This is a genomic window from Sporosarcina sp. FSL K6-1540, assembly GCF_038620285.1.
In the GTDB taxonomy this organism is placed as follows: domain Bacteria; phylum Bacillota; class Bacilli; order Bacillales_A; family Planococcaceae; genus Sporosarcina; species Sporosarcina psychrophila.
Window position 1 is genome coordinate 489,299 of sequence record NZ_CP152018.1, and the last position, 19,097, is coordinate 508,395.

General features: G+C 43.4%; 18 protein-coding genes. 2 read left to right on the forward strand and 16 right to left on the reverse strand.

Annotation, left to right across the window (positions count from 1 at the left end; all coding sequences use genetic code 11):
- Positions 1 to 314 precede the first annotated feature (314 nt).
- From MKY15_RS02295 to MKY15_RS02305, 3 genes are all read right to left on the reverse strand, one after another.
- Entirely contained in the window at positions 315 to 1,289 is a 975-nt protein-coding gene (locus MKY15_RS02295; RefSeq protein ID WP_342538843.1) for a sensor domain-containing diguanylate cyclase, read from the reverse strand.
- Between the two features lie 20 nt (positions 1,290 to 1,309).
- Positions 1,310 to 2,119 (reverse strand): alpha/beta hydrolase, encoded by an 810-nt coding sequence (locus MKY15_RS02300; protein WP_342538844.1) that lies wholly within the window; start codon positions 2,117 to 2,119, stop codon positions 1,310 to 1,312.
- 428 nt (positions 2,120 to 2,547) lie between these two features.
- Positions 2,548 to 3,171, reverse strand: coding sequence for a TVP38/TMEM64 family protein (locus MKY15_RS02305; RefSeq protein ID WP_342538845.1), 624 nt, complete (start codon positions 3,169 to 3,171; stop codon positions 2,548 to 2,550).
- Between the two features lie 157 nt (positions 3,172 to 3,328).
- On the opposite strand from MKY15_RS02305, the gene MKY15_RS02310 reads away from it, so the two are divergent.
- Complete coding sequence (locus MKY15_RS02310) at positions 3,329 to 4,054, forward strand: AzlC family ABC transporter permease (RefSeq protein WP_342538846.1); 726 nt, start codon at positions 3,329 to 3,331, stop codon at positions 4,052 to 4,054.
- Complete coding sequence (locus tag MKY15_RS02315; protein ID WP_342538847.1) at positions 4,054 to 4,362, forward strand: AzlD domain-containing protein; 309 nt, start codon at positions 4,054 to 4,056, stop codon at positions 4,360 to 4,362. The genes MKY15_RS02310 and MKY15_RS02315 overlap by 1 nt, the downstream gene beginning before the upstream one ends.
- A 432-nt stretch (positions 4,363 to 4,794) precedes the next feature.
- Here MKY15_RS02315 and MKY15_RS02320 read toward each other — a convergent pair whose 3' ends face one another.
- The 13 genes from MKY15_RS02320 to MKY15_RS02380 form a co-directional block, all read right to left on the reverse strand.
- The gene (locus MKY15_RS02320) at positions 4,795 to 5,046 is read right to left on the reverse strand and encodes a CsbA family protein (protein ID WP_067211939.1); all 252 of its coding nucleotides are present in this window, start codon (positions 5,044 to 5,046) and stop codon (positions 4,795 to 4,797) included.
- 38 nt (positions 5,047 to 5,084) lie between these two features.
- A complete protein-coding gene (locus tag MKY15_RS02325; RefSeq protein WP_342538848.1) occupies positions 5,085 to 6,254 on the reverse strand; it encodes a PDZ domain-containing protein in 1,170 nt (389 codons plus the stop codon).
- Between the two features lie 550 nt (positions 6,255 to 6,804).
- Complete coding sequence (locus MKY15_RS02330) at positions 6,805 to 8,253, reverse strand: S41 family peptidase (protein ID WP_342538849.1); 1,449 nt, start codon at positions 8,251 to 8,253, stop codon at positions 6,805 to 6,807.
- Positions 8,254 to 8,326: 73 nt separating this feature from the next.
- Complete coding sequence (locus MKY15_RS02335; RefSeq protein WP_342538850.1) at positions 8,327 to 8,908, reverse strand: redoxin domain-containing protein; 582 nt, start codon at positions 8,906 to 8,908, stop codon at positions 8,327 to 8,329.
- Positions 8,901 to 9,548, reverse strand: a complete 648-nt coding sequence (locus MKY15_RS02340; protein WP_342538851.1) for a hypothetical protein — start codon at positions 9,546 to 9,548, stop codon at positions 8,901 to 8,903. Before MKY15_RS02340 ends, MKY15_RS02335 begins: the two co-directional genes overlap by 8 nt.
- A 121-nt stretch (positions 9,549 to 9,669) precedes the next feature.
- Positions 9,670 to 10,983, reverse strand: a complete 1,314-nt coding sequence (locus tag MKY15_RS02345) for a peptidoglycan DD-metalloendopeptidase family protein (protein WP_342538852.1) — start codon at positions 10,981 to 10,983, stop codon at positions 9,670 to 9,672.
- Between the two features lie 34 nt (positions 10,984 to 11,017).
- Positions 11,018 to 11,902, reverse strand: coding sequence for a permease-like cell division protein FtsX (ftsX, locus tag MKY15_RS02350; protein ID WP_067211956.1), 885 nt, complete (start codon positions 11,900 to 11,902; stop codon positions 11,018 to 11,020).
- Entirely contained in the window at positions 11,892 to 12,575 is a 684-nt protein-coding gene (ftsE, locus tag MKY15_RS02355; RefSeq protein WP_067211958.1) for a cell division ATP-binding protein FtsE, read from the reverse strand. The genes ftsX and ftsE overlap by 11 nt, the downstream gene beginning before the upstream one ends.
- Positions 12,576 to 13,437: 862 nt before the next feature.
- Positions 13,438 to 13,779: a cytochrome c551 gene (gene cccB / locus MKY15_RS02360; RefSeq protein ID WP_067211961.1), complete on the reverse strand. Its 342-nt coding sequence runs from the start codon at positions 13,777 to 13,779 to the stop codon at positions 13,438 to 13,440.
- Positions 13,780 to 14,105: 326 nt separating this feature from the next.
- A protein-coding gene (gene prfB, locus MKY15_RS02365) for a peptide chain release factor 2 (protein ID WP_156476176.1) occupies positions 14,106 to 15,207 on the reverse strand; the annotation gives its coding sequence in 2 pieces (ribosomal slippage) (positions 14,106 to 15,134 and positions 15,136 to 15,207; 1,101 coding nt in all).
- A 38-nt stretch (positions 15,208 to 15,245) separates the two neighbouring features.
- Positions 15,246 to 17,753, reverse strand: coding sequence for a preprotein translocase subunit SecA (gene secA / locus MKY15_RS02370; RefSeq protein ID WP_067211966.1), 2,508 nt, complete (start codon positions 17,751 to 17,753; stop codon positions 15,246 to 15,248).
- Between the two features lie 223 nt (positions 17,754 to 17,976).
- Positions 17,977 to 18,543 carry a ribosome-associated translation inhibitor RaiA gene (gene raiA / locus MKY15_RS02375; RefSeq protein ID WP_342538853.1) on the reverse strand — a complete coding sequence of 189 codons (567 nt, stop codon included), beginning with the start codon at positions 18,541 to 18,543 and terminating at the stop codon, positions 17,977 to 17,979.
- Positions 18,544 to 18,662: 119 nt separating this feature from the next.
- On the reverse strand, positions 18,663 to 19,058 hold the full coding sequence (locus tag MKY15_RS02380; protein ID WP_067211970.1) for a PilZ domain-containing protein: 396 nt from the start codon (positions 19,056 to 19,058) through the stop codon (positions 18,663 to 18,665).
- Between the last annotated feature and the right edge of the window lie 39 nt (positions 19,059 to 19,097).

Sequence of the window (19,097 nt, forward strand, 5' to 3'; positions counted from 1 at the left end):
GATGCGAAGCGCCAATCCAGGCTCATGGCTAGAGGCATCCCCAAAAAGCGCCAAGCGATCTACAATCCACACTCCGAACCGCTAAGCGATCTACAAAGCACACCCCGAATAACAACTCTCTCATTATTTCGCGCCACAGCAGATTCAACAGGATTCTTTAATTAAATATAACTAGTTAAAATTCCCTGTAACCCTTTCTTTCTATTGTACAGAAATAGTAGGACTTAGCATAACGATGTCTACGGCTTCTATTTATCAAAAAAACCCAACCTATTGAGCGGTTGGGCTGCTTCTTTTTCGATTGGCTGTCCATGTTACAACTGAAGTGCATGTGTGACCTGATTGCGACCGCTTTCTTTGGATGAATAAAGTGCTTGATCCGCTTTGGATTGGAGAGTTGTTTCAGTGTCTCCTTTTTTCATAGTTGCTATGCCGATACTAATTGTAATTGGGATTTCTCCCAAAGAAGTACTTTCGATATATGATCGAATCCCTTCTGCAAAAGTTAGCGCACCATGTTCGTCCATGCGCGGAAGAATCAATGCAAATTCTTCCCCTCCATAACGGGCAGCGATATTGCCTTCTTCGCATGCAGTCTTCAGACGTTGTGCCAACTTCTGCAGGACCCTGTCACCCATCAAATGTCCGTACGTATCATTAACCTTCTTAAAATGATCAATATCAAGTAGCACTAGTGACAGTGGTTGTGCTGTTATTGCACTTGCGGCGATGTTCGTAGCCAAATCTTCTTGATAACTACGCCGATTTTTAAGTCCGGTTAATTCATCTGTCTCGGCTAAAATCTGCAGCTGGGCGTTCAGTTCTTGAAGTTCTGTTTGCTTACTTTTCAAATCCTTTTGTAGCTGATTAAGCTCAGCAATGGTCTCACTTTTTATCCTAACGGCCTCTTCAGAAGCTTTTTTAGCTTCAAGTAGTTGGAGCTCATACTCGGTGCGACGATGCATTTGAGTAATAATAATGTCATTTACCTGCATCCCGCTTCGATTCTTGCGCAAAGCATTGATGAGCACAGGAATCTCTTGGTCGCTTTTCGACTTGAGGGTGAGATACATTTCATCCACCTTTTTATGTAATCTGATCATCGGAAAAAAATAAAGTTGGTAAAAGAGCCGGCTAGGGACTGTCAAGATTAAGTTGACATGCCTTCCCTGTACGTCGACAAGGTCACCCCCTAGTAATTGAAGTAAGGTTTCATTGATCGTCAATATTGTTCCGTCATCGGCAAGTGAGAGATAGCCGCACGGTGCATAGTTCAATTGTTCATCCATACGAAAATCTACTCCTTAACTCATCTGCTAGCTGATAAATACTCGCAAATCAGGCGAATCGTTTCTTCCGGATGGCTCATATGAGGACAATGCCCCGTTGCCTGCATTAGTATCAATGTACTTCCTGACAGATGGCGGTGAATATAGTCACCGACTTCAATTGGAGCAATTGTATCTTCTGAACACATCATAATTAAGGATGGAACCACCACTTTCTTCAAATCTTCCCGGTTATCAGAGAAGAAGGTGGTCTTTGCAAACTGGCTAGCGATAATTGGGTCCGTTGAACAAAAGCTTTCTTCCAATTCTTTAAACAGCTCCGGACGTTCAGGGTTTCCCATAATAACTTGCGAAAAATTGTTTGCCCATCCAATATAATTCATATCCATCATGTCAAGTAATCCCTCAAGATCCACCTTCTCGAATCCCCCCATGTAATCAGGAGGATCATTCAAATAACAAGGCGAGGGGCCAATCATGATTAGACGCTCAAAATACTCGGGTTTTTGAATAGATGCCAACATGCCAATCATACAGCCAACTGAATGTCCTACTAAAACTACATTTTCAAAATTTAATGTTGCACAAATGTCAAGAACATCTCGTGAATAACCATGAAGATCGCTATATTTACTAGAACTGTAAGCATTCGTATCTGACTTCCCCGATCCTACGTGATCAAAAAGGACAACCCGATATTCCTTTTCAAAGAAAGGTGCCACAAACCTCCAAATATTTTGGTCACATCCGAATCCTGGAACAAAAATGATTGTCTTTGTACCTCCACCAGTAACATTCACATTGTTACGCTTGAGAATATTTTCTTCCATAAGATAACCCCTTTTATCCGAAAATCAATATAAGCAAATAGCATAGATATTGTTTTTCTATCGACCGACAAATTCATTACATGTAAATAGTATTATATAACCACAATAAAGTCATTCCCTTTATAAAACAAGTTATAAACACCTACAATCAATTCCCTTTAGCAAAACAAAAAATAGGGGACGTCCATTTGTAATCAGTTACTTTGTGTCAACTTCAATTCTTGAACGACCTCAATGGTAGGTCGGAACCTAAATTATTGTCGTCTAACTCAAATTGATGACCACGTTTTATCTCCCCGAACAACGTATTGGCTAATACTGTTTGGATGAAAGTCTGTGATTCATACCTCTAAAAAAACCTATCATCCCTACTTTACTTGATGTCTAAGATAGGGATGACAGGAACCATTTCACATAATAGGGAGTGATTACTTGTCATTACGCGAAGCAGCAGATGCACGGAAATCGGCCTCCACTTTTGAATTCAGCCTGCGCTCAAAATATTTACCCACGAGCCATAGTAAAAAGATACCGACTACGACAGCCGCAGTTCGCTTTGGATCCGTGAATAATGCTTTAATGTCATAGCCGATATAACTAATCATGAAAATCATGACAAACTTTCCGGCCATCAGTGTGACTAAATAATTCTTTTTCTTCATATCAGATAGGCCAGCCACAAGATTTACGAGTGCGGACGGTGTAAACGGGAAACACAGAAATAAAAATAAGGGTCCGAAACCGTTTCTATCTACCCACTTGATCAACTTTTGGATACGGGCACTTTTTGTCAAGAAATTAAGTAACCGATTGCGTCCATATTTTCGGATGATCAAAAATACAGCATAAGAACCCACAACAGTTCCCGCCCATGACAGAAGGAATCCATACCAAAGACCGTAAGCGCCTGCATTCGCCAGAACAAATGCAAAGAGCGGAAGAAACGGTAGAAATGACTCGATAAATGGCAGTAATAGCCCAAGAAACGGCCCAAGTGATTTATAGTGTTGTGCTAATTCGATTATTTTATCAGGATTCATCCACTCATTCATTAGTAACAACCTCAATTCAAAAACTTTTTTCGTCAGGCTTTCTACTTTTTGATTACATAAAAATACCCCGTATTTAGAGTTTTCCTTTAAATATGAACATTTAAACCCTGAAGTATAGTATAATCGCTTAAATATACTTTGGGAAGATGTGAATACAATGAAGAATAACCAATTCTCAGCTGGTCTAAAAGCAGGGACGAGCATTGCAATCGGATATTTCCCCGTAGCTCTTACATTTGGACTGCTCGCAAAAACTGCCGGCTTGTCCATTATAGAAGCTACGGCAATGAGTATATTCGTCTACGCCGGTGCCGCACAATACATGTCGCTCAGCCTAATTACATTAGGCATCGACCCGCTGTTGATCGTCATGAATACATTCGTCGTCAATATTCGACACTTTCTTATGACGGCTTCGCTCAATGAAAAGATGCAGCCCGCACGAAAATGGGTAAAAGCGATCTATGCGTTCGGCATTACGGACGAATCATTTACAGTACTCGCAACAGGAAAGAAAGGAAAGATTCCGACCGCATTCGCATTTGGGGTATCGTTAATTGCGTATGGCAGTTGGGTCATCTTCACCGTTATCGGTCACATTATCGGCGCAAATCTTCCACAGTTTTTACAAGCCGCAATGTCGATTGCACTCTACGCAATGTTCATCGGATTACTTGTTCCTTCGATGAAGGGCAACCGCAAAGTTGTCATGCTCGCTGCACTTGCGGCGGTCATCCATTGCGTCCTGTACGTAACAGAGGCCTTGTCGACGGGCTGGTCCATTCTTGTCGCAACACTTGCATCTTCTATTCTAGTAGAGATTGTTTATTCACGGCGCGGGAAAACGACTGAAACAATGTTCAAACGAGAGGAGGAAGTTTAATGGGGCCTAGTTATTGGTGGATGCTTCTTGGTATGGCGCTTGTGACATACATTCCGCGTATGATTCCGCTGACTGTTTTAGACGGTAAAGAGCTGCCGCCGATTGTGTCAGGTGTCTTGCGCAACATTCCCTATGCCGTCCTAGGTGCACTCATCTTCCCAGCAATTTTGTTTGTACAGGAAGGGAATATATTATTTGGGGTGCTTGGAGCTGGTGCCGCGTTTTTAATCGCCATTTTTGGCGGCGGGGTGATGTCTGTTGTTCTTGGCACGATTGCAGTGTTGGCTGTTTATAGTTTGTTTATGTGAGGATGGGGGCCGCTTGGCTGCGGTCTTTTTTTTTTAGGATGATTGGTTGGTTGACGGCGGTGGATATGATCGGTCGCCGCGTCTTATGATCGAGCGGCGATGGATATGCTCGGGTCGCCGTGGGTTATGATCGGTTCGCGGCGGATATGCTCGGGTCGCCACGTCTTATAATCGGGCGGCGATGGATATGCTCGGTCAGTCGCGTGTTTTGATCGACTCACGGCGGATATGCTCGGGTCGCCACATGTTTTGATCGATTCACGGCGGATATGCTCGGGTCGCCATGTCTTTTGATCGGCTCACGGCGGATATGCTCGGTTGGCCATGTGTTTTGATCGGTTCACGCCGGATATGCTCGGTCCAACACTCTATTTGCCCCACTATTTCATCCCACAACAAAACCGCTCCTTTAACAGCGAGCGGCTCTATTCGTCAATCCTCTTGTTCATGCTGCCTTGCAATCTTCATCATACGTGTCGCATACCAAAACCCGACCGTGAGCGATAGCGCATCCGCCCCGTAAAGTAGCCAGTTATGCGTATAACCGGCATATACTGAAGCTGCAATCAACGCAACCGTCAAAATAAGGCCGACGACGTGGTGAAATGTCACACGGGTGAATAAAATAACAAGTAATCCTGGCAAAAGCAAGGCAAGTAACAGTTTAGTATCGAATGAATCCATTTTCAACATTCCTTCCAGAGTAATCGTTCACTCGATGTTTACCGAACGACGAGAAGTCCTAGGCGATGGTGGTCATGTCGATAAATAACCTGTTGCATAAGCCGAACTTCCCCGTTACGATCAATCACTTGCAAGCGACAATGTGCAGCATTTAGCTGAATCGCGTCGTATAGTTCTTTCTCGTTGCTTACCTGAAGACCATTTACAGCACGAATGTATTCACCCGGCAGAAGCCCCATTTTTTCTCCTGGAGATCCTGGTACAACGCCCGCGATGACAACCCCCGCTGGACGCGGCGCAACAGCGAACCCACCTTGCCTGTCACGTACCGAAGCCGTAATGGAAATGGCGGCGCGACACACTACCCCTAGTAGTAAAGCTACCCATCCTAAAATCGGAAGCCATAATGCAGCAAGCCCTACGATAACGACAATACCGCCTGTCCAAACGATAGCGCGGCCAATTTTCGGGAATAAAACATCTGGATACAGCGAGCGAGCCACTTGTGAAAATCCGATTATAACAGGAACCGGAACAAAACTGAATGCACTCTCTCCAAATGTGAATTGCGGCCAATATGGTACGAAAGCCGAAATCATATCCCCTGGCACCAAAAATACTACTGGCAACAGCCATAGCCGCTTCGTCTTGAAGGCTGCAGCACGCAGTCCACGGTTTGTATGCATCAAGGACGGCGACGCATAGCGGATCGTATGACGTCTAATAAGAAGTCCTTCTACAATTAAGAATAACCCAGCGATGACTGGAATCGTTACCGCAAGATCGCCAAGTAAATCCGCCTGCCCTGGCGTCCAGCCACGAAACGAGAAATTCCCCATATACTTTTCTATGAAATAAAGAGCGAAAAAAGCCGCAGACGCAAAATAAATCGGTGAAGTCACTTTATAATAGAATGTCAGCAGTGCAATAAGTGCTGACGCAGAAAATAGCACAAGCCAACCCGGATCTGCTAGCAAACCTGCCCCGGAAATCAAAACGGAGAGTACGAGCGCATAGTGCCATGACTCAGCCAAAAGCCGCTTCAATTCTGTTAACCCCGGCAACAATCGGACTTTAAAACTCCGACGCTCTTTTTTCACACGGAAATACCCAACTCCAACTGCTGTAAAAAGAACCGCTATGAATAATGGATTCAGGAAAAACAGCGCAACCGCTTCTACTATGTCAAACATCGTTTTCTCGGACACGAACCGTCACCATCCAATCTTCGTTTACACTATCATGTTTCTACATTGTAACAAAAGAATCCTGCTCTATGTGAAACGGTATTGAATTATTCATTAAATGGTAAAAACCGCTTATAGTTTTGGTGTTGTGTAGGCGATAGTCTTGGCTCTTCCCCTTGAAGTCATGGCCATCAAAGTTAGTTAGGGCTAATATCGACTTTGTCATGGCTAGTCTTCTTGAAGTCACGGCAATCCCACGCGAAGTCATGGCCCCCAAAGTTAGTAAGGGCAAATACCGACTTTGTCATGGCTAGTCTCCTTGAAGTCATGGCTATCCCCCGCGAAGTCATGGCCGCACCTGTTAGTAAGGGCAAATATCGACTTTGTCATGGCTAGTCTCCTGGAAGTCATGGCTATCCCCCGCGAAGTCATGGCCGACAAAGTTAGTAAGGGCAAATACCGACTTTGTCATGGCTAGTCTCCCCGAAGTCATGGCCACCTGCATCCACCTCATCCAATAAAACAAATAAAACAAAAAAACTCCCGACATCGTTACGTCGGGAGTCAACTTTTACTTTCCAGCTACTATATGATGGATATAGCCAATTGCCATTTGCAGCTGATCGTCATTTTTACGGTCGTTTCGGAATTCTTCCACTTTAATTTTTACCGTTGAGAAGAATAATCGATCCATGGTCGGTCCCGCTTCTACTTCAGCATCTTCCCGAAAAGCGCTAACTGCACGAGAAGTTGATTCATCAAAAAATCCGTCGTTGCGGGCGACACTATATCCTAGGCCCGTCAGCAACTTCTGGCCATAAGCGATATCGTCGTGATAATCGCCTTCCGTATAGACTTCTGTGACGAGTCGGATATGCTCGCCAAACAATTCACTTTGAACAACTTCAAGGTCTTCTTTCACACCTTTTCCGTGAATCCACTTTTCTTTTGGTGTGAGCCATTTATGAGTCGACAACTTCATCTCTCCACCGTTTGACAAGTCCAATGTTTCTTGAACCGTTCCTTTTCCGAAACTCGTTGCACCAATGATGTAGCCTCTTTTTAAATCTTTCAATGCAGCGCTCATCACTTCACTTGCGGAGGCACTGCCTTTATCCTGCAGTAAAACAATCGGCATTTTTTGCAGCTTTTCATCATATGGAAACTTGTCGGTCTTTTCCGTAACGAGCGGTTCCAGCGTTCCAGCCGCATCTTGCATATAGGCAAAAGTCGTATCTTTCTTCACTAAACTGCCCACGATACCGCCAACAGTATGCAGGTAACCGCCGGGGTTGCCGCGCACATCGATTATCAGTGACTGTGCCCCGTCCTTAATGAGCTTGTTTGTTCCATCCAGCCACTCTTGGCGGCTCTCATTGCCGAACATCGTAATCGATATGTAACCGATCTTCTGTCCACGCTCTTCAATCATTTCAGTGGATACAGTTTTGACAGGAATACTGTCCCTCACGACCGACACTTCGATATGCTTATCCAAATCAGGTCTGAAAATCGTCATGGAAACCGTTGTCCCTTTCTTGCCGCGGATTCGCTGTACTACGTCTTGCAGTGATTCCCCTTCAATTCGCTCGTCGTCAATACGAACGATTTCGTCATACGGCTGCAAACCCGCTTTTTCAGCTGGAGACCCTTTCACCGGAGCCACAATGATGTATTTCCCATTCGAGCGCGTAATTTCAGCGCCGATCCCGATTCGCTCTCCTGCCAGCGATTCCTTATGGGCGGCCGCCTCTTCCTGCGACAGATACGTCGAATACGGATCGCCGATGACATCCGCCATTCCGCGCAGCGCCCCTTCAATCAACCTGTCCTTATCCACTGGGTATACGCCTTGTTTCTTGATGACGTTGAACGCTTCATCGATTACCGGAAACGACGCACTTAGCGTCCCCTCTTCCTTCTTAGCACTTCCTTCTCCTGCACAACCATCCAACAGAAGAAAGACGACCGTCGCCAAAGCGGCCAGTATGACGAATAACATAAACCGGCTTCTCTGCATAATGCAATGTCCCCTCCTCCGTCCACTATATGAACGATAAAGGAACATTACGACAGCAGAAAACCGGCTTTCTTCAATCTAAATTCTTAACAAGGCTCCTCAATGCTTTTTCATCCATCGGCCCAACAATTTTCTGACTGATTTCACCATCAGTGCCAATCATAAACGTTGTTGGAATTGGGATAATCCGATAATCATCGATAACAGTACCTTCTTTATCCAGCGGAATCGGGAACGTTAATCCATAGAGTTTGATGAATTCCTCAACGCCCTTAAGGCCGCGCCTTTCCTCCGTCGTCAAATTGACCGCAATAATTTCCACATTATCGGTATCCTTATATTTCTTATAGTATTTCTGCATATGCGGCATTTCCGCCTTACATGGACCACACCACGAAGCCCAGAAATTTAATATTACTTTTTTGCCCTTCAAATCCGATAACTTCACCACATCACCAGACATCGTAGACAGTTCAAAGTCAGGCGGAACCGAACCTTTTTCCAAACCAGGCTCATCGTCTAATGCACTAAAGTCGGCACCAATCAGAAATTCATCAATTGGTTTTGGTTTATCCAAATTCGATTTCACCATAATGACCACCATCGATCCGATAAGCAGTACAGCTATGATGAATCCGAGTGTTTTCTTATTCATAGATATCCCTCCAATCTAACTTTCGCATAAACACAATCACAAAAAACAATCCCATGACTACAGTCGTAATAAGCGGTGTCTGAATAAATTCATCTGGTTGGACGGCAGCCACAAAAACATGAACCGCCATAAACACAAGTGCAAGTTGAACCGGCCAATTATCCGCTTTCCCACTATTCATCCAGAAAAATACCGCGAATAACCCAAATACAACTACCGTTACTACTTGCGTAATCATTTCGCCTTCATTCAATAAAACCATTATCACCTGATACACAACTTGAACTAAAACTGCACCCGTAAAAAGTGCCCGAAATCCATTAGCATCAAGCCGCCCCTTCTTCATGTCCCATAAGGTCTTCCCGACAATAAATAGCAGCCCCAAGTAAAAACCGACTGCCCCACCGTGGAAATAAACAATCGCAAGTGGTGACCGAAGAACCGAATTGAAATCAGTGAGTACTATACTCAATTTCCAAACAATCACCAAGTAAAAGAACGCATCTCCTATGATTTCCGCCTGCTTCTTCCCAAATCTGAACCGAACTGCACTATATGCAACAACAAATGCTACCATGAGGGCAATCCAAGACGAGGGAACACTAAGGCTTCCTATCGTGAAAAATGAAGTGACTGGCATTCGCATTTGCCCCCTTCAACACCTAATACCATAATCGTATCCAAAAATAGCATCGAAAGCCATCATTCTAGTTGAAAGAAACAAAAAAAGTCCGCCTCAGTCTTGAGGCGGACACAATTAGTTAGAATGATACATAACGTAATGGATTCACGGCACTTGGTCCAGATGCAGACCAGTTTCCGATATGCATTTCAAAATGGAGGTGAGGCCCGGTCGATGCGCCTGTGGTTCCAATCTTCCCGATGAACTGGCCTTTCGCAACTTGCTGACCAGCGCTTGTATTAATGCTGGACAAATGTGCATAAACTGTTGTGAAAATCTGCCCATCAATTGAATGTGTCACCATGATTACATTGCCGTAAGTTCCCATTGGTCCGGCGTGGGAAACAACACCGTCACCCGCCGATACAACAGATGTTCCAGTGCTATTCGCAATGTCGGCTCCACGGTGCTGCCTTTGAGTGCCGTAGATTGGATGCGTTCTCCAACCGAATGACGACGTGTAAGTTCCGGAAGCAGGTTTCGTCCATGTCCCATTTGAGACGGGTGGAAGATAAGAAGATGAACCCCCACTACCACTACTATTTTGTTTGTCTTTCGCGGCTTGAGCTGCCGCTGCTTTACGTGCAATTTCAGCTTGACGCGCAATTTCAGCAATACGTTTTTGTTCTGTTATAATTTTCTTTTCAACATCCTTACTAACTTCATAAGTTTCATGCAAATCAACTTCTAGCTTTTCTTTTTCGTTGGCTAATTTCTGTTGTTCTGCTTCTAGTTTATCGATTAACTTATTCTTATCACTTTTCTGTGCTAAAAGAGATGCTCTCAAGTTTTGAAGTTCTTTTTTAGCGGCTTCCTGCTTGGCAAGTTTTGACTCGACAAGTGCTTTTTCTTCTTCAAGCTGCGCAATATCACTCGCTTGTTGCTCCATAATACTTCGATCTGCATCCATTAAAGAATTGACAGCCGAAAAACGGTCTATGAAATCTGCAAAACTATTGGCTCCGAGAAGAACGTCAAGATAGCTAACTTGTCCGCCTTTTACTTGCATAGCACGAACACGTTCACGCAATACCACGTCACGCTCTTCAATTTTCTTTTCAAGATCAGCAATTGAAATGCGTAACGCATCAATTTCTTCGGTTGTTTTATTTATTTGTCCGATAACACGGTTAATCTGTTCATTGGATTCGTTTATTTTAGCGTTAAGTGCTAAAATTTGATCCGTAATTTTTTCGATAGTCGTTTTTTTGCTTTTAATTTCAGTATTCTTTTTACTAATTCCCGTATTCAATTCACTTTTCTTCTTATCAAGTAATTTCTGTTCTTTTTTCAGGTCATCCAAAGGACTCGCTAAAACTCCCGCTCCACTAATAATAGTGGACAGGAAAACGATTGCAATTGTACCTGACAACAGCTTTTTATATCTATTCAACTTCCCAGTTCCCCTCTCACACTCTATCTATCAATTACACTTTAAGAAATTTACGCACAGACATAAAGCTGCCCCAAATACCAATAAAGATCCCCATAAACAGAATCAGTCCGTTCAGTTGGATTATAAATGGTGTCGTGTTTAGTAATTGGAACAATTCTCCTTGTAGCTTCGGTTCCAAAAGCTCGAATAGTTTGTAATAGGATATAGAAATGATGAGCATTGGAGCTAATGCCCCCAAAATGCCAAGCCACATTCCTTCCAACAAAAACGGAATACGCACGAAGTTATTCGTCGCTCCGACTAATTTCATAATTTCAATTTCAGTTCTTCTAGCAACGATAGTTATTCGGATCGTGTTCGAAATAAGGAACATCGCCGTGAATAACAGTGCCAATATCAAAACAATACCGATATTCCGGCTCAGGTTAAGTACATTGAAGAGTTTCTCCACTTTTTCTTCGCCATACACGACCTCATATGTATAGTCGTATGTATCAATTTTCTTAGCAATAGTAGCAGTCTGTTGTGGATCCTTCGCTTTTACATAGAGTGCATCGCCAAGCGGATTACTCTGTTTATATAAACTAAGTTCGTCACCAAATGATTTAATCATCTTGTCTAGCTCAGCATCTCTCGACGAATAGACCACTTCGAGAACGCCATCTGTCGAACGAACTTTTTCTACCAGCTCTTTAATTATCAACTTATCTGCAGCTGGATCCGCAACCACTTTAATTTCCACGTCATTCTCGATACTTTGCGCGAGATGATTAAAATTCATCATAATCACGATGAATACACCGACAAGCAGGAGGGTGACAGTAACAGCACTGACTGACGCAAATGTCATCCAGCTATTACGGCGAATACTTTTGAAGCTTTCGCGTACATGCCGACCGAGTGTTCTAGCCTTCATAGTACTCACCTCCGTATTCGTCACGGGTAATGAGTCCGCCTTCTATTGCGATAACACGGTGTTTTATAGCGTTAACAATCTCCCTATTATGGGTGGCCATGACAATCGTCGTTCCACGAGCATTAATCTGTTCGAAGATCCTCATGATCTCCCATGATGTTTCAGGGTCAAGATTTCCTGTCGGTTCATCTGCAATGACAACTTTCGGTACGTTGACGATTGACCTCGCGATGGAAACACGTTGCTCTTCTCCACCTGATAATTCGTTCGGGAACATCCGCGCTTTTTGCGTAAGTCCGACAAGCGCAAGAACATCGTTCACTTTTTTTCGTATTTCTGCTGGCGGTGCTTCAATGACTTCGAGCGCAAACGCCACATTCTCGTAAACATTCAATTTAGGTAATAATTTAAAGTCCTGAAAAACGACACCAATCTGCCTGCGCAATTGGGGTACACGTTTGTTACGCAATGTTGCAAGATTTATACCATTAATAAGAATTTCTCCACTTGTTGGTCTTTCTTCACGATACATCATTTTAATAAATGTCGATTTACCTGCACCACTCGGACCGACCACGTAAACAAATTCTCCCCGGTCGATTTCGATGTTAATGCCATTTGCTGCTACGACACCGTTTGGATACTTTTTGTAGACATTTTTCATCACAATCATTCTAAAACCACCTGAATATTTTTGTCTCTCTTTTTTTCCAACAGCCCCATTATAACATGATTCACCTTTCTAAGTATTACAGTTGTGTTTCAATTAAAACTTGAATATAACGTCGATAAACATAGAACGTAGTACTATTATACAGTAAAACTAGTAGACCAAAAGTCTAACTCACTTGTTTGTATTCGACCTTTAGGAGGTAACTCCTCTTTTTTTTGACAATAATATTTGAACTAGCGGATGGTTTTATCAAATGATGAAGAGTTCCGTTGAACTGTGAGGGAAATGCGGGAGCTATGTCTAACTGTCAGGGTATTTCTGCTAACTGTGAGGGCTTACTGTCGAACTGTCACGGCATTTCGACATACTCTAAGGGCAACGCCAAACTGTCATGGCTAATCTGCTAACTGTTAGGACTTACCGCAGAACTGTCATGGCAAGCCGACATACTCTAAGGGCAACGTCTAACTGTCATGGCTTTCCTGCTAACTCTGAGGGCTTACTGCCAAATTGTCACGGCAAGTCGACATACTCTAAGGGCAACGCCAAACTTTCAGGGTATTTCTGCTAACTGTGAGGACTAACCGCAGAACTGTCACGGCAAGCCAGCATACTCTAAGGGCAACGCCAAACTGTCATGGCTTTTCCGCTAACTGTGAGGACTTACTGCCAAATTGTCACGGCAAGTCGACATACTCTAAGGGCAACGCCAAACTGTCAGGGTATTTCTGCAAACTGTGAGGGCTAACCGCAGAACTGTCACGGCAAGCCGACATACTCTACTACCAAACCCCACCCATCCCGCCAATAAACAAAAAAACCGCACCAGGCATATCGCCCAGTTGCGGTTTCATTGTAAAAGTTATTTTTTCTCAGCAAGCCATTTTGCAACTGCGTCTGCTTCTTCACCTTTGATAAGACCAGGTGGCATACTGCCGCGGCCGTTGATGATTACGTCATGGATTTCTGTTTCAGACATATGGTCACCAACTTTTGATAGATCGGGACCCACGCCGCCTTTAAGTTCAAGGTTACCGCCGTGACAAGCGATACAGCTCGTGCTAACCACTTTTTCAACGTCTACTGATGCTGTTTCATTACCAGTACCTGTTGTACCCTTATCTTCTTCTTTTGCTTTGTCGCCGCCACATGCCCCAAGGACAAGAACAGCTCCCAACATAATTGCTAAAAACTTAGTTTTCATTTTCTTACCTCCATTTATGAATTATTGTACTACCTACCTAAGTATACCAAAACAACGTGCATTAAAATCACCTAGGGATTACCCTAAATTCATCAAACCGTCGACAAATAGCGTCTTCTCAACCTCCACTACAGTTTGTCTCAACTTTGTGAACTCCATTATTAGACGTGCCAAACGACTAATAACATTAAAATTACGTCTGTATTAGTTAATATACACATAATCCATGCTTCCAAAACCTCTTTATAGGACTATCCATTTTTTTCATTAAAGATGTGGGCAAATGAAAAAGCGCACCGAAGTGCACTCCTTTTCATTTCATTTTATTAAGATATACGTGAACGTAAGTAAGCATTGATGAACAGGTCGATATCGCCATCCATTACCGCACTGACGTTTCCTGTTTCTGCACTCGTCCGATGATCTTTTACCATGGAATACGGGTGGAAAACATATGAACGGATCTGGCTTCCCCAACCGATTTCTTTTTGATCTCCTCGAATTTCAAGAAGACGTGCTTCTTCTTCTTCGACTCTGATCTGGTAAATTTTCGCTTTCAATAAATTGATTGCGCGATCACGGTTTTTAATTTGTGAACGTTCTGTCTGACATGTAACAATTGCGCCAGTTGGAAGATGCGTCATACGGACTGCTGAATCTGTCGTATTGACGTGCTGTCCACCCGCACCGCTTGAACGGTACGTATCGATTTTAACATCTTCCATTTTAAGGTCAATGTCAACTTCGCCTTCAAACTCCGGCATTACTTCTATTGAAGAGAATGACGTATGGCGTCGGCCTGATGAGTCAAACGGAGAAATCCGAACGAGGCGATGAACGCCTTTTTCTGCTTTTAAATAACCATATGCGTTATGGCCTTTAATTGCCAATGTTACGGATTTCACGCCAGCTTCGTCCCCGGCTTGGTAGTCGAGTGTTTCGACTTTGAAGCCGCGATGTTCAGCCCAACGTGTGTACATGCGAAGCAACATAGAAGCCCAGTCCTGGGATTCCGTACCGCCTGCACCCGAATGAAGTTCAAGAACCGCACTATTCGCATCAAATTCATCACTGAGTAGCATTTGCAGTTCGAATTCATCGAGCTTCTTCTTGAATCCCTTCAACTCTACGCCAAGATCTTCTTGCATCTCTGCATCGTTTTCCTCGCGTAATAGTTCAAGCGTCATTTCAAGGTTTTCTTGTTCATCAGTCAACTCCGTGTACTCGCCGACAACGTCTTTCAACGCATTCGACTCGGAGATTACTTTTTGTGCACCTTCCTGGCTATCCCAGAAACCTGGCTCTAGCATTGCTTCATCTAACTCTTGAATTCGTGCCTCTTTGTTTTCTAAGTCAAAGAGACCCCCTAAAGTCCGCTAATTTCTTAGCTGATTTGTCGAGCTCGTTGCGTACATCGGATAATTCCATCATAATAGTTTCCTCCTGAATTTGGGTTGCCCGGTAACTTATGCATTACCGTGGCAGTTTTTATATTTCTTCCCGCTGCCGCATGGGCATGGATCGTTACGACCGATGTTTACTGCGCGACGCACTGGTTTCTTACGCACTTGCTCGCCATCCTCTTTCGGATTAACGGCCTGTGCTTTAACAACTTCTTCACGTTCAAGGTTGTTGCGAATTTCTGCTTTCATCACATATTTCGCTGAATCGGCTTCAATCGATGCGACCATTTCCTCAAACATTGCAAATCCTTCCGCCTGATACTCACGAAGCGGATCAGTTTGACCATAAGCACGTAAATGGATACCGTGACGCAATTGATCCATCGCGTCAATATGATCTGTCCATTTCGAGTCAATGGCACGAAGCAAGACGACTTTTTCGAATTCGCGCATGCGCTCTTCCGACATTTCCTCTTCCTTCTCATCGTACCGTTCAGTAACAGCTTCTTGGATCAACGACGTCAATTCCTCAACCGATTTCTCTTCCATAGCCACAGTTGTTATACGACCGTCTGGGAGTATATTTGCGCCCAAGAAATCTTCGAGTCCTTTTAGATTCCAATCGCTTTCTTTTTCTTCCGTCGTATGAATTGCCACAGCATTTGCAATTACATTCGACAGCATTTTCTCTAGTACGCCACGAATGTTTTCTGACTCTAGAATTTCATTACGTTCTTTGTAGATGATTTCTCGCTGCAGGCGTAATACATCATCATACTGCAGCAAACGTTTCCGTGCATCAAAGTTATTTCCCTCTACCCGTTTCTGAGCAGATTCAACCGAACGCGATACCATTTTCGACTGAATTGGCGTCGTGTCATCCATACCAAGTTTCGTCATCATCGACTTCATTTGGTCCGAACCGAAACGGCGCATTAATTCATCTTCAAGCGATAAATAGAACTGCGTTACACCCGGATCCCCTTGACGACCAGAACGTCCACGTAGCTGGTTGTCAATTCGACGCGACTCATGTCGTTCTGTACCAAGAACCGCGAGACCGCCAAGTTCCTGCACGCCTTCTTCAAGTTTAATATCCGTACCACGGCCCGCCATATTCGTCGCGATTGTAACAGCGCCTTTATGACCGGCTTCCAAAATGATTTCCGCTTCACGACTGTGGTTTTTCGCATTTAAAACATTATGCTTCACACCGTATTTTGTCAAATGCTTCGAAATAATCTCAGACGTTTCAATCGCAACTGTACCAACAAGAACTGGTTGCCCTTTGTCATTCCGTTCTTTGATGTCTTCCGCAACTGCCTGGTATTTACCTTCCATTGAAGAGTAAATAAGATCTGCACGGTCATCACGGATTAGCGGACGATTCGTCGGTATAGCAATGACGTTCATGTTGTAAATATTACGGAATTCTTCTTCTTCCGTTTTCGCTGTCCCAGTCATACCGGACAGTTTGTCATACATACGGAAGTAGTTTTGGAACGTAATTGTTGCAAGAGTCATCGTTTCATTCTGAACTTCTAGGCCTTCTTTTGCTTCAATCGCTTGGTGAAGTCCATCACTGTAGCGACGACCTTTCATAAGACGTCCTGTAAATGAATCGACAATGACGACTTCGCCTTCTTGAACGACGTAATCAACATCAATATGCATACTCGCATGTGCTTTCAACGATTGGTTAATCGCATGGTTAAGTGTCGTATGTTCCAAATCGAATAAGTTATCAATACTGAATGCAGCTTCCGATTTCTCGATACCACTTTCTGTCAAGACGACACCTTTCGTCGACTCATCATATGAATAATCTTCTTCTTTTTTGAGTGATTGTGTAAATTTATTTGCCAAGCGATACAATTCTGCCGCTTTCGCAGCTTGCCCTGAAATGATTAGTGGTGTACGCGCTTCGTCAATTAAGATCGAGTCAACCTCATCTATAACTGCGTAGAACAGCGGACGCTGCACTTTATGTTCATTATAAAGCACCATGTTATCACGTAAGTAATCGAAACCGAGTTCGTTGTTCGTGCTATACGTGATATCCGCACTGTACGCTTCCCGTTTCTCTTCTTTCGATAAACTATTTAAGTTCAGACCAACTGAGAATCCGAGAAACTCATAAAGTAGCGCCATTTCCGTCGCATCACGACTTGCAAGGTATTCGTTCACGGTTACAACGTGTACGCCTTGACCCGCAAGTGCGTTCAAATAAACCGAAAGCGTTGACGTCAACGTCTTCCCTTCACCGGTTTTCATCTCCGCGATATTGCCCTCGTGTAAAGCAGCAGCCCCAATAATTTGCACACGGAATGGATACATGCCAAGAACACGTTTCGACGCTTCGCGAACGACTGCAAAAGCCTCAGCTTGAAGATCATCAAGCGTTTCTCCTTTTAAGAAACGTTCTTTGAATTCAGTTGTTTTTGCTGTCAGTTGTTCATCCGTAAGCTGTTCCATTTGTGTTGCAAGCGCTTCGACCTTGTCCGCAATCTTGTCAAGACGCTTCAAATCTCGTTTATTCATATCAAACATTTTATTCAATACGCTAAGCATTTAGGTCACATCCTCATTAGGTTCACCCTTCATTTTAACACTGTGAATTGCACGGTGCAAATGGTCTAGCCAAAACACATTAAGGAAATTTTGTATTGCGCGATAGGAGGGCCATAATACACGGGTATAATAGGTTTTTCCGCTCGTCCCCCACTATTGGAAATCAAAAGAAGACCCCTAAGCAGTATTCCCGCTTAGGGGTCTTCCAAACTCCATTATCTATTCAGCTTGTTTCAATTAAGCCATATTTACCATCGCTACGTTTATAAACGATGTTTGTGCCGTCAGAATCGGAATCTGTGAAGACGAAGAAATCGTGGCCAAGCATGTTCATTTGAAGAATTGCTTCTTCTTGGTCCATCGGTTTTAGATCAAAATTCTTTGTTCGGACGATCGCAAATGCCTGATCCTCTTCCCCATTTGTATCACTGTTTTTCTCTTCGCTTTTATTGACTGATGCGAAGAATGCTGCAACACCTTCACGTTCGCGGAACTTACGGTTTACTTTTGTTTTATATTTTCGAATTTGACGCTCTAACTTGTCAACGATCAAGTCGATAGCTGCATATAAATCGTTATGACGTTCCTCTGCACGAAGCGTTAAGTTTTTCATAGGAATTGTTACTTCCACTTTAGTTTGCTTATCATTGTAAACTTTCAAATTCACATGTGCAGTTGCGTTCGCATTTTCATCGAAGTATCTTTCGATTTTTTGCAATTTCTTCTCGACATGTTCACGAATTGCCGGAGTTACCTCGATATTTTCACCGCGAATATTAAAATCTAACATATGAACTCCTCCTTTAAGTTAACCTATACAGTACACTTCTACACATTCCCCATAAAGTCCTTCTAAAAACATTTAGAAAATTAAATATATTGTCGATTTGTGACGAATACGTTCAAAAATCACTTTTTTTCGTCCTTTATAGCGCTACCCAATGCACTTTCAGAGCGTCTGCGAAGTTTAAGCTCTTCGACGATTAAATGTTCAATTTCTACGTTTTCATCAAAATCATAACCGTACATGTATCCCCCACTATATGGCTTCTTCCACACAATTACGCCTTGCAGGTCGATTAATTTTTCATAAAGTGTGAATTTGATATGCAAGCGGACAGATTCACGTTCAAGAGGAATATCGAACTTCGCAAAAAGCTTTGCACCACCAGGACTGATGTCCAAGAAATGACATTCGCCCGGGCTCGATTCTATATCCGTTCCATTTTCAACGACAATCCGGAATTCAGCTACAAGCGGTTCCCCAAATGTATACCTAAAATATTCAGTCCGTTTATAAAGCATCTTCTCCACTCCGTTCTAACGCACCAAGATTTGTTTCTC